Consider the following 10,731-nt stretch of genomic DNA (forward strand, 5'->3'; position numbering starts at 1 on the left):
CATTATACGTCCGTTGGATCGCCATGATCGCGTAAGCGCAAGCGCAACTTTTCCAAAGTCACTCCCGCGCTGGCGTGGTCGATATCCGCCGAACCGGTCTCTACGTTTTGTTCGCGCAGCGTTTCAAAGAAACTCCACATGCCAGCTAAGGTTTGAGACACTAGGTCGAAATCTTGCAGCGCGCGAATTTCCTGGCTGTTAGGCTTGGTGCCGCGCTCAAAAACCGTCAAGACGACGTCTTCGAGCACCTGCACCTTTTCCTGTAGCTGGCGCATCTCGCGTGCTGAGACAGCACAGAGATCGTTTATAGCGTTCTCTGGGCCACTCATGGTTAGAGGCGACCCACAACTTGTTCGATTGCCTGCTTCATGGTTGCAACCGTGAAAGGCTTTCGAATGATGTTGTTCAAACCAAAACGTTTGCCAACTTCGATCACCTCTGGTGTCGGTTTGCCTGTGACCAAGATAAAGCCTAAGCGTTGTGTTACACGATGTTCGCGCACCGCTTTTAGAAGACCCAAACCATCCATGCCTGGCATGTTGTAGTCAGAAAGAACAAGGTGGACTGGTGTCGCCGTTAACTTTTGAAAGGCCGACTGACCATTGTTTTCGACCATATAGTTGCTGATGCCCAAGTCATCCAGACATTGGGTTAGAATGCCGCGGCTGGTGGACATGTCATCAACAACCATCACTCTCAACTGATCTTTCAAGCTCATGTTATTTCCTCATTTGCTCGCTATGCCGGGCGCTTAGGAATCCCCACCGGCTGGCGTGTTGATATATGTTGTAATTCCGGCAGTCTTAAAATGGGCAGATGCGGGCCCCGATATACGTTCAGAATGACCGATAAATAAATACCCGCCTGGATTTAATATCCGCTGAAAAGCACTCCAGACCTTTTGCTGAGTAGGCGTGTCGAAATAAATCGCCACGTTTCGGCAAAAGATCGCATCGAACTTTCCTTTGAAGGGAAACGGTTGGATTAGGTTTAGCGTCCCAAATGTAACAAGCGAGGTAATGCTGGAGGGCATCGTGTCACCTGCTAAATCTTTTGGCTTAAATTCACGCGGAATTTGCGCCAATTCGTCCAAGGGATATTTGGCAGCCTGCGCTTTTTGCACAACAACTGGATCAATATCCGTTCCCAGTATTTTTGCGTCCAAACGGTCAATGTCTGGACAAACAGATTTCAAAAGCATCGCAATGGAGTATGGCTCCTGCCCGGTGGAACAAGCAGCCGACCAAATGCGCAGACGGCCACCGCGACGCGCCTGTTCAATCAGCGACGGTAGGTGATCATCGCGAAGCGTCTCAAAGTGATGCGGTTCGCGAAAGAAGTGCGTCACATTGGTTGTCAGCAAAGACAACAACTCGTTCTTTTCGCTGTCAGCATTTGGGCCTTCGAGCTTTGCGATGTAGTCTTTGAACTTGTCGATCTTGAGGTGCCGCAGACGACGGGCGAGCCGGGATGACACCAACGGCTTTTTGCTGCTCGACATCGCCAATCCAAAATGCTTGTGAGCATATTGAGAGACGATCTCGAAGTCGGCATCGGTCATTGAAAAATCCTGACCTTTGGGATCAATGGGGCTTGCTATTGTCAAAGCATCACCTGTTCCGGAGCAGAAATCACGGCGTCAAGGTTGATGATCCGGACCATGGTGTCATTGTGGGAGATGATCCCTTGGATGTACTCCATAGTGTTGCGGCTATCGACTTGCGGGGTGTCCTGGATCTCTTCCGGATTGATCGAGATAATCTCGGATACGGATTCAGCCAGCAGGCCGACTTGTTTGCCATGAACAGCGACAACAATCACAACGTTGCGTTCGGTTGCTTCGGTCTGTTGTAAGCCGAACCGCGCGGACAGGTCGTAAATCGGGATCACGGCGCCCCGCAGGTTCATTACGCCCAACACATCCGAAGGGGCGTGTGGTAGAATTGTAACCGGCGACCAGCGTCGAATCTCGCGGATCTGGGTGATTTTCAGGCAGAATGCCTGGCCAGTGACCGCAAAGCTGACGAACTCACTGTACTGGGTATGTTTGACCTCTTGGTCAGCCTTTTTTGCTTCAGCTTGCGATGGCATTGCTCATTCTCCGCTCGGTGTCAAAGGCGGCTGCCGCAGGCGAGGCCGCAATGATGCTTTCTGGATCTAGGATCATGGCGATTTTACCATCGCCCAGGATAGTTGCCGCAGCCACGCCCGGGATGTTTCCACAGACGCCGTCGAGACTTTTGATAACAACCTGCCGCTGATCGAAGATGTCGTCGACAGCGAGGGCGCTTCGTTGGCCGGTTTCGGTTTCCACCAGAAGGTAGACGCCAGGTTGTTGATCCGATGCACCACGCAGGCCTAAAGCGCCGGCAACGTCGCAGATCGGAACGAAATTTCCACGGATCGACAACAAGGTGCCATCGGCGCCAAGATTGTTGATCATTTCATCGCTACCGCGCATGGTTTCGACGATCGATGTGATCGGCACAACCATGGTTTGATCCGCAACTGAGACAACCATTCCGTCCATCACCGCCAACGTCAGCGGCAGAATAATGGTGAAGGTTGAGCCTTTGCCCGGTGTTGAAGAGATATTGATCCGGCCACCAAGCCCTGTAACGGCGTTCTTCACGACATCCATGCCAACGCCACGACCGGAGAGGTTGGACACCTCTTTGGCGGTCGAAAAGCCTGGCATAAACAACAGGTTGTCGATTTCAGCGTCCGTCAGCTCTGCGTTTTCGGGGATCAAGCCCTTTTCAGTCGCGATCTGTTTGACCCGCGGGCGGTTTACGCCGGCGCCGTCATCTCTGATCTCGATACAAACGCTGCCAGACCGATGCGATGCCGTCAGGCGAATTTCACCGGCTTTATCCTTGCCGGCAGCCTCACGACCTTCGGGTTTTTCGATACCGTGGTCGACCGCATTTCGCAGGATGTGAGTCAGAGGATCGGACAGACGTTCGATAACGGTCTTATCGACTTCGGTCGCTTCTCCTTCGGTCACCAGCTTTGCGGTTTTCCCAGTGGCAGAGGACGCTTCGCGTACGATCCGTGCCATCCGCTGGAACAGGGGTTTAACCGGTTGGGCGCGAATGGACATCACGCCCTCTTGGATATCACGCGCCAAGTTTTTGAAACCTTCGAGTTCGGTTTCGACGTCACGCACATCGCCCGCATCCAAGTTCGCAATTTGCTGTGCGAGCATGGAGTGGTTAATGATGAGTTCTCCCACGGCGTTAATCAACCGGTCCACCCGCTCAAGATCGACACGGAGTGTAGGCTTTGGGCCTCGCTGTTCCGTCTTGGCGGTCTCGGCCTTGGGAGAAGAAGCTTTCTCTTCAGGTTTCACCGAAACCTCTGCTTCTGGTGCGGGGACCGGGGCCTCAAAAGGGGCGGCAGGAGCCTCACTTGCGGGCGCGGCGTCGTCACCATCCGTGCCGAAAGCAGCATTCAGTGCTGCCAGTGCGTCTGCCTCGTCATCGGCATCGCCGTCTGATGAAATTGACAATTCACACAGTCCTTCAACGAATTCGAAAACAGCTTCGATGGATGAACGCGATTCTGAGGATTTCAGCGAGATTTCCCAGGAAAGATAGCTTTCATCGACATCAATCGCGTCGAACCCAGGGAGCTCTGCATCATTAAGTTTGATGTCAACTTCACCTAGGTCAGACAAAGCTTGGAACAGGAAATATGGCTCGTTGCCGGTGCCGTACATTTCTTTGAGCGGCTGGAAACGGATTTGATAATCGCGTTCCGTGTCATCAACGATCGGCGCAGGCGCAAAGCCGCCGCCCATTCCACCACCCAGGCCCATAGGCTCAAAGGTGAGGTCTTCCTCTTCCTCAGGAATGTATTTCTGCAGCGCTTCGATGAGCACGTTGTGATGTGCTTCATCGGTTGTTCCGCCATCGCGCGCCGTCGCAACCAGATCTGCAAGATGGTCGCTGGAGCGCAGCAAAAGCTGAATCAAAGCCGCGTCGAATTCCAGTTTACCACTGCGCAACTCGTCAAAAACAGTCTCGAACTTATGGGCAAACCCCACCAGCTCATCCAGGCCAAAAGCCCCAGCGCCGCCTTTGATGGAGTGGACAGCGCGGAAAACCGCGTTGACGACCTCTTGGTCATGTTCGCCGCCTTCGACGGCGGTTAGACCTTCATCCATTGCTTCAAGGAGGTCTTCACACTCCTCGAAGAATGTATCTTGAATGGACCCCGACATCTTATGCAGCTGCTCCCGTCACGCGCTTCAAAGCGAAGATCAGTGACTGGTCGTCAAAAGGTTTTGTGATCCAACCGGTTGCGCCGGCATCCCGAGCGCGAGCTTTCAATTCAGGCGCGCTTTCGGTGGTCAGAACCAGAATTGGCACTTTGGAGTTGATGCCGGTACCGCGCAGCTCTTCGATCACGCCAAAACCATCCAGGTTGGGCATGTTGATATCGGTGATCACGACGTCTGGGGCAACATTTGGATACATGTCGACACCTTCGCGGCCATCAACGGCGCTGTGATATTCGAAGCCGGCCTCTTCCAGGGCGGCCGCAAGCAGATTCCGGATTGTGCGGGAATCGTCGATTGCCAGAACTTTGGTCTTCATGCTGTTTCCTCGTCTTCAAATCGTGTGGGCTCCAGGCCCAGGAGTGTCAGGGATTTGCGGCATGTTTCACCGATATTTTTAACGGCAAAACCAAGCCCCTCAGAACGCCATTGTTGTTCAGCGCTCAGCAGCAATTGCAGGCCGCGCGAGGGCATGACCTTTACGTTGCTGCAGTCGATCTCAACTGCTTGTGCCTGAGCACCGCGTAGAAAAGTGATAAGCGGTTCAAGCTCGGCAAATGGATTTGGCAAATCCAATGAGAATTTTTGTGCTTCCATCGACATGTCCAGCGATTCGCACCCCCGTTGTTTGGCGACAGATTTGACTTTCGATGCAATATTGGTAGGGCGTGGGCCTTAATATTTGATTGCCGCCGCGCCCAACTTGCGGCCATTTTTTTATCAGCCCGATATTTTTGGATTGGTTGAGTTTTATATAAATTCCATCCAACCATGGGACCAGTGAACCTGATACAGGTTTATAGTGGCTCCAGGGCGACGTTTTGGCGTCACTGTAAAAGGTACATAAAAGATTCGCATTTTGGTGCCTCAAGCCTTTGGTTGCCGTTCTATCAGGTCCAATTCTTACCAGGACCGTTAATTTGGTTAGCTTGCAGGCGGATTGGAGATATTCTTTGGCGTATTTGGGCGTCGGAGCGTCAAAATAGCAGTGGGAGAAACTCTTCCGAAAGCTTTTCAAGCGAGTTTCCTTCTTGGAACACTCCGGCAGAGAGATTTATCTCGCCAGACCAAATTGACTAAACACGGCACCCGTGCCGCATAAAAGTAAAGGTGCTGAATTGCCGTCTTCTTGCGTTTTAATCATTACAACTGACAAAAACTTCGCACGATCTCTGCAAAGTAATCTTCAGGCGGCCTATGCTGGCATGCAAGTGCTCTTGGCCAACAACCTGATGATGGCTTATAATCAAGCAGAGGCCGGGCAACCCAAATTCGCATTTGTGGAGGATGGTTTTACCAAACTTCCTGAATTTGAGATGATGCTGGCGCTGTTTAATGCCTTGGACGTGCGCTGGGTTTCGGTCATGGACGACATGAACGCCGATCCTGCACGGCGTGCATCGCCGCTGTTGAACGTCGGCGCGGGTATTTTCGAACTTACCAAATCCGACAGCCCACGTCAGTTCATTCAATACTACGACATGATGGTGAACGCGCCACGTCGTAACCAACCCGGTATGCGTGCGGCGTCACCTTCTGCACCGGCGGCACCGAGATCCAACAAAATGATTTTGATCGGGTCTTCGACCGGTGGTGTAGAAGCGCTGCGCAATGTTTTGGTGGGTTTTCCACCCAGTTGCCCGCCAACCCTGATTGTCCAACACACTGGCAAGAACTTTGGCCAGGGTCTCGTCTCTCTGTTGGATCGGATTTGTCCGGCGAAAGTGGTCTCTGTGGATGACAATCGGCCGATCGAGGCGGGGCATGTCTATGTCGCGGCAGGTCAAACTCGACATTTTGGCATGTCGCAACGCAAACCGCTGCGGACACGTCTGAAAGACGGCCCCCCAATCTCGGGCCATATGCCATCGGTGGATGCGTTGTTCACATCTGCCGTGCCTTTTGCGCGCGATGTTGTTGCAACGATCCTGACGGGTATGGGCCAGGACGGCGCAAAGGGCCTTTTGGAGCTGCGCAAAGCCGGAGCGACGACATTCGCACAGGATGAACAAAGCTCTGTCGTTTATGGCATGCCACGCGTGGCATGGGAGAACGGCGGTGCACAGAAACAAGTTTCATTGTCGCGCATGGCAAATGCGCTGCTGCAAGCCTGCAAGACATAAGAGTTTTTGGGAAGGAACCTACCGTGAGCACTGTCTTTGTGAATAAGAAAATCGTTACGGTACTCCAAGGGGAGTTCCAACTGACAACAGACCCGAATGTGGTTTTGTCGACTGTCCTTGGCTCGTGCATTGCGGCCTGCATTTTTGATGAAAAGAGGGGAGTGGGTGGTATGAACCACTTCCTATTGGCTGAATCCAATGGCGGACCTGCAAGTGCCCGATATGGTGTGCACGCGATGGAACTTTTGATCAACGGTGTCATGAAACAGGGTGCCGATCGTCGTCACCTGCAAGCCAAAGTGTTTGGTGGCGCAAAAATGTCGGTCAATCTGTCGGATATCGGCTCCAAGAACGCATCGTTTATCCAAGGGTTCCTACGCGACGAAGGCATCCCATGTGTCTCCTCCAGCGTTGGGGGAACCTCGGCGCGCCGGGTTCGCTTTCACCCGGTCAGCGGCGCAGCACAGCAAACCCGCGTTCAAAACGACCAAACTTTGGAAAACATCGAACGCACAGTGTCGCGGCCGACACCTGCGCCAGCTGCCAAACCGGCGGCAGGCACGGGCGACGTCATGCTGTTCTGATCGCGACAACTACGTATGCAGGTACAGGCCGCACATATCGGGTGCGGCTTTTCTTGTTATTGACTTGCGCCTTCGAATGCCGCACCCAGTTTGGGTGAAACTTTTGAGCCCGCGCAAACACTTGAGCAATCGCACGCTGCTGCAAGACCCTTTGTCATTTTTGGCAAGGATGTGGTGGCGTGGCACATGCGCTGCCCTATTTGTTAGTTCCACAACTCCTGTTCTCGCGGATACAATTACGGTTTCTGCTGCTGCGAGCCTGAAACCGGTGTTCGATACGTTGGTGCGAGATTTCGAGGCGGAAACAGGCCACAGTGCCCAAGTGAATTTTGCCGGATCCTCGCTGTTGGCCCGACAGATAGAGCTTGGCGCGCCAGTTGATGTCTTTGTCTCAGCCAATCAACAATGGATGGATCATCTGGAAATCATTGGGTGGGTTGAAAACGCAAATCGTTTTCAGCTTGCTGGCAATCGACTGGCTTTGGTTTCTTCTTCCGAGGATGATCAATCAGCGGACGTTGAACCTGTGCTTTCGAACCTCGAGGGCCCCGACAGGATTGCCATGGGATTGGTCACGGCAGTGCCGGCGGGAGAATACGGCAAAGCAGCGCTTGAATACCTGGAATTGTGGGATGATCTGCGCGATCAGGTGGTTCAGGTGGACAATGTGCGCGCGGCGCTCACGCTTGTACATTTGGGGGAAACTCGATTGGGCGTCGTTTATGCAACTGATGCAGCCAGTCTGGCTGAAGTGCATTTGGTGGGGCTGTTTCCGTCAGAAAGCCATCCACGAATCGAATACCCTGTAGCAGTTATTGGTCAGTCTCCATCCGACGCCGCGTTGGAGTTTCTGGCTTTCTTGCGATCCGATGTCACAAAGTCGCGGTTGAAGCAATTTGGCTTCCTCCCGGCAAACCCGTAAGGGCGCGCGATGCAAAACTTGCTCAGCCCTATGGAATGGCAGGCGGTGCTGCTCTCGATCAAAGTTGCGTTCTGGGCGACCTTGACGATGACGCCGCTTGCCTTGTTGACGGCCTATGCGTTGGTTCGGTGGGAGTTTCCGGGCAAGTCCATATTGAACGGTTTGGCGCATTTACCCTTGATCCTGCCGCCGGTGGTCACGGGATACATGTTGCTTTTACTGTTTGGCACCCAAGGGTTAGTCGGTGGTTGGCTTCAAGACATCGGTATCGTTTTGGCTTTTCGGTGGACCGGAGCCGCATTGGCGGCTGGGGTCATGGCATTTCCGTTGATGGTGCGGGCCCTGCGCTTGTCATTGGAGGCGATCGACATTCGCCTGGAACAGGCGGCTGCGACGTTGGGAGCCTCGCCGGTTTGGATCTTTGTGACCGTCACGCTTCCATTGATGATACCGGGGGTATTGACGGGAACGATCCTTGCCTTCGCCAAAGCCTTGGGGGAATTCGGCGCAACGATCACATTTGCCGCGAATATTCCGGGGCAGACACAGACGATACCCTCAGCAATTTATGCATTGTTGCAAGTTCCCGGCCAGGAAGCCGTCGCTGCGCGGCTTGTAGTGATTTCGGTCTGTCTTGCCTTGACCGCGTTGTTCCTGTCCGAGGCGCTGGCGCGTCGTGCGCGTAAACGGCTGGAGGGCATCTGATGTTGGACGTTCGAGCGCGCCACCGATTTGCGGACTTTGAACTGGATGCAAGTTTTGCGACGTCCGGTGGGATTACGGTTCTGTTCGGAGCGTCGGGGTCGGGAAAGTCGACGATTGCCAATTTGGTTGCGGGACTCTTGCGTCCACAAGAAGGTCGCGTTGTTTTGGGGGGCCGTGTTTTATGCGATCGCCAGAACAACATTTGGGTGCCGCCGCATCGCCGTCGGATCGGGTATGTTTTTCAAGATGCGCGACTTTTGCCGCATCTCACGGTGCGCAAGAACCTGACTTATGGTCGGTGGTTTTCCAAAGCGCCAAACGATCCAAAGGAATTTGCCCATGTGGTTGATCTGGTGGGGTTGAATTCTCTGCTGGAACGTCGCCCTGCGCATCTTTCAGGGGGTGAAAAGCAGCGCGTTGCGATTGGGCGCGCGCTGTTGTGCGAGCCGGAATTGATTATCGCAGATGAACCTCTTGCTGCCTTGGATCAAGCACGTAAAGCGGAAATATTGCCGTATTTTGAACGTCTTAGAGACGCGATTGACACGCCGATGCTATATGTCAGCCACTCCAGCTCGGAAGTGTCGCGTTTGGCGTCAACCGTGGTTGCATTGTCCGAGGGGCGGGTTCTGCAACAAGGCCACCCGGCATCGGTTTTTGGGAACCCTGCGGTCTTGCCTATGGGGCCACGCGGGGCTGGGTCCGTGTTGGAAGTCGTTGTGAGCAAACAACATTCCGATGGCTTGACTGAACTGTCGGCCGGCGGTCAGCGGCTATTTGTACCGCATACGCCACAGGCGGTTGGTGCCCGGGTGAGCGTTCGCATTGCTGCTCATGACGTTATTCTAGCGCGCAAATTGCCGGAGGAGATTTCTGCTTTGAACATTTTGCCGGGCCTCGTGACGCAAATACATATGGGTGAGGGGCCGGGTGCCATGGTTGCAATCGAAAGCCCTGCCGGACGCTTTCTGGCGCGGGTCACACAACGCAGCGTCCATCGATTGGACCTTGTTCCAGGTGCGAAATGTTTTGCGATCATCAAGTCAGTCGCGATAGCGCCCCGAGATATTCATTAGATTGTACCTAGCAGATTTTGATCGAAAAAGGCGGGACATTTCTTTTGAGCTATAGGGGCTCGGGTCCCTTCGCCATCTGCAACCTAAGTTTCGCTTTTTGACCATCGGCTGCAGTTGAATTTTTCTTAGAATTTCCGTCGAGAGATAGGGTTAGGCCAGGACACATAACCAGAATATGACGGTTTCTGCGAGTGCGCGTACAGACAGGAAAACCTTTGGACAGCTGTCGTAACGGGTTGCTACGCACTGCCAGTCTTTCAACCGGCTAAACATGATCTCAATCCGGTTACGCCTTTTGTAGCGGCGCTTGTCATACTTGATTGCTTTGTCTCGTGATTTTCGGCCTGGGATGCAAGACGTGACACCCATACTCACAAGGGCTTCTCGGAACCAATCCGCATCATAGCCACGATCCCCGAGCAGCCAGTCAGCTGCAGGCTACTCACAAACGCTCTGGCTCCGGTCCAATCGCTCATCACCTGACCAGCTGTCATAAAGAAGCGAACTGGTCACCCCATCGTGTCAGTCACAGCATGCAACTTTGTATTCATGCAGCCTTTGGTGCGCCCTATCAGACGTCCACGCCCCCCCCTTTTTAACCGACAAGCTGGAAGCAGTCCGGTGGGCTTTGAGGTACGTTGCGTCGATAGAAATCGTTTGTTGTCCGGTGCTTCAGCAGCAAGCCCTTCCATGATCCGGGCAAACACCCCTATGTCACTCCACCGTTTCCAACGATTGTAGAGCGCCTTGGCAGGACCGTATTCATACAGCGCATCACGCCAGCGCAAGCCATTGCGATTGCGATTGCGATTGCGATTGCGATTGATAAAGATAATGCCACTTAAGGCACGTCGATCATCAACGCGCGGTACGCCATGGCTCTTTGGAAAATAGGGCCGAAGCCGCGCCATTTGATCTTCGTTCAGCCAGTAAACATTGCTCATAAGGTCACCCAGATTGAGGGCAATGAATCACGCAGCCATCTCCGCCCCAAGTGGATTAATCGGTCCTGAGACTAATACGCCTTCAGATCCGTTTT

Annotated in this window: 12 protein-coding genes and 1 pseudogene; 5 read left to right on the forward strand and 8 right to left on the reverse strand. The window is 53.5% G+C overall.

Annotation, left to right across the window (positions count from 1 at the left end):
- Positions 1 to 2: 2 nt before the first annotated feature.
- From KMP13_RS16760 to KMP13_RS16790, 7 genes are read right to left on the reverse strand one after another with little or no spacing between them, the layout of a single operon-like run.
- The gene (locus KMP13_RS16760) at positions 3 to 275 is read right to left on the reverse strand and encodes a hypothetical protein (RefSeq protein ID WP_251363912.1); all 273 of its coding nucleotides are present in this window, start codon (positions 273 to 275) and stop codon (positions 3 to 5) included.
- A gap of 56 nt (positions 276 to 331) precedes the next feature.
- A complete protein-coding gene (locus tag KMP13_RS16765; protein ID WP_215267128.1) occupies positions 332 to 718 on the reverse strand; it encodes a response regulator in 387 nt (128 codons plus the stop codon).
- 33 nt (positions 719 to 751) lie between these two features.
- On the reverse strand, positions 752 to 1,606 hold the full coding sequence (locus tag KMP13_RS16770) for a CheR family methyltransferase (RefSeq protein ID WP_215267129.1): 855 nt from the start codon (positions 1,604 to 1,606) through the stop codon (positions 752 to 754).
- On the reverse strand, positions 1,603 to 2,091 hold the full coding sequence (locus tag KMP13_RS16775) for a chemotaxis protein CheW (RefSeq protein WP_215267130.1): 489 nt from the start codon (positions 2,089 to 2,091) through the stop codon (positions 1,603 to 1,605). The genes KMP13_RS16770 and KMP13_RS16775 overlap by 4 nt, the downstream gene beginning before the upstream one ends.
- Positions 2,075 to 4,225, reverse strand: coding sequence for a chemotaxis protein CheA (locus KMP13_RS16780; RefSeq protein WP_215267131.1), 2,151 nt, complete (start codon positions 4,223 to 4,225; stop codon positions 2,075 to 2,077). The genes KMP13_RS16775 and KMP13_RS16780 overlap by 17 nt, the downstream gene beginning before the upstream one ends.
- Position 4,226: 1 nt before the next feature.
- The gene (locus tag KMP13_RS16785) at positions 4,227 to 4,601 is read right to left on the reverse strand and encodes a response regulator (protein ID WP_215267132.1); all 375 of its coding nucleotides are present in this window, start codon (positions 4,599 to 4,601) and stop codon (positions 4,227 to 4,229) included.
- Entirely contained in the window at positions 4,598 to 4,885 is a 288-nt protein-coding gene (locus KMP13_RS16790) for an STAS domain-containing protein (protein WP_215267133.1), read from the reverse strand. Before KMP13_RS16790 ends, KMP13_RS16785 begins: the two co-directional genes overlap by 4 nt.
- Positions 4,886 to 5,487: 602 nt before the next feature.
- Between KMP13_RS16790 and KMP13_RS16795 the strand changes: the two genes are divergently transcribed.
- From KMP13_RS16795 to modC, 5 genes are all read left to right on the forward strand, one after another.
- Positions 5,488 to 6,405 (forward strand): CheB methylesterase domain-containing protein, encoded by a 918-nt coding sequence (locus KMP13_RS16795; RefSeq protein ID WP_215267134.1) that lies wholly within the window; start codon positions 5,488 to 5,490, stop codon positions 6,403 to 6,405.
- 23 nt (positions 6,406 to 6,428) lie between these two features.
- Positions 6,429 to 6,989 carry a chemotaxis protein CheD gene (locus tag KMP13_RS16800; protein WP_215267135.1) on the forward strand — a complete coding sequence of 187 codons (561 nt, stop codon included), beginning with the start codon at positions 6,429 to 6,431 and terminating at the stop codon, positions 6,987 to 6,989.
- A gap of 169 nt (positions 6,990 to 7,158) precedes the next feature.
- A complete protein-coding gene (modA, locus tag KMP13_RS16805; RefSeq protein WP_251363916.1) occupies positions 7,159 to 7,911 on the forward strand; it encodes a molybdate ABC transporter substrate-binding protein in 753 nt (250 codons plus the stop codon).
- A 9-nt stretch (positions 7,912 to 7,920) separates the two neighbouring features.
- Entirely contained in the window at positions 7,921 to 8,616 is a 696-nt protein-coding gene (modB, locus tag KMP13_RS16810; protein WP_215267137.1) for a molybdate ABC transporter permease subunit, read from the forward strand.
- The gene (gene modC, locus KMP13_RS16815; RefSeq protein WP_215267138.1) at positions 8,616 to 9,692 is read left to right on the forward strand and encodes a molybdenum ABC transporter ATP-binding protein; all 1,077 of its coding nucleotides are present in this window, start codon (positions 8,616 to 8,618) and stop codon (positions 9,690 to 9,692) included. The genes modB and modC overlap by 1 nt, the downstream gene beginning before the upstream one ends.
- A gap of 150 nt (positions 9,693 to 9,842) precedes the next feature.
- Here modC and KMP13_RS16820 read toward each other — a convergent pair.
- Positions 9,843 to 10,636: pseudogene (locus tag KMP13_RS16820) on the reverse strand (IS5 family transposase).
- Between the last annotated feature and the right edge of the window lie 95 nt (positions 10,637 to 10,731).

Source organism: Epibacterium ulvae, from assembly GCF_018678075.1.
In the GTDB taxonomy this organism is placed as follows: domain Bacteria; phylum Pseudomonadota; class Alphaproteobacteria; order Rhodobacterales; family Rhodobacteraceae; genus Epibacterium; species Epibacterium ulvae_A.

What these genes read in the sequence shown, in the direction of transcription:
- KMP13_RS16795 (WP_215267134.1), top strand. Translation starts at nt 5,488, where the DNA reads ATGCAAGTGCTCTTGGCCAACAACCTGATGATGGCTTATAATCAAGCA.
- KMP13_RS16760 (WP_251363912.1), bottom strand. Translation starts at nt 275, where the DNA reads ATGCGCCAGCTACAGGAAAAGGTGCAGGTGCTCGAAGACGTCGTCTTG.
- modB (WP_215267137.1), top strand. Translation starts at nt 7,921, where the DNA reads ATGCAAAACTTGCTCAGCCCTATGGAATGGCAGGCGGTGCTGCTCTCG.
- modA (WP_251363916.1), top strand. Translation starts at nt 7,159, where the DNA reads ATGTGGTGGCGTGGCACATGCGCTGCCCTATTTGTTAGTTCCACAACT.
- KMP13_RS16765 (WP_215267128.1), bottom strand. Translation starts at nt 718, where the DNA reads ATGAGCTTGAAAGATCAGTTGAGAGTGATGGTTGTTGATGACATGTCC.
- modC (WP_215267138.1), top strand. Translation starts at nt 8,616, where the DNA reads ATGTTGGACGTTCGAGCGCGCCACCGATTTGCGGACTTTGAACTGGAT.
- KMP13_RS16790 (WP_215267133.1), bottom strand. Translation starts at nt 4,885, where the DNA reads ATGTCGATGGAAGCACAAAAATTCTCATTGGATTTGCCAAATCCATTT.
- KMP13_RS16785 (WP_215267132.1), bottom strand. Translation starts at nt 4,601, where the DNA reads ATGAAGACCAAAGTTCTGGCAATCGACGATTCCCGCACAATCCGGAAT.
- KMP13_RS16780 (WP_215267131.1), bottom strand. Translation starts at nt 4,225, where the DNA reads ATGTCGGGGTCCATTCAAGATACATTCTTCGAGGAGTGTGAAGACCTC.
- KMP13_RS16775 (WP_215267130.1), bottom strand. Translation starts at nt 2,091, where the DNA reads ATGCCATCGCAAGCTGAAGCAAAAAAGGCTGACCAAGAGGTCAAACAT.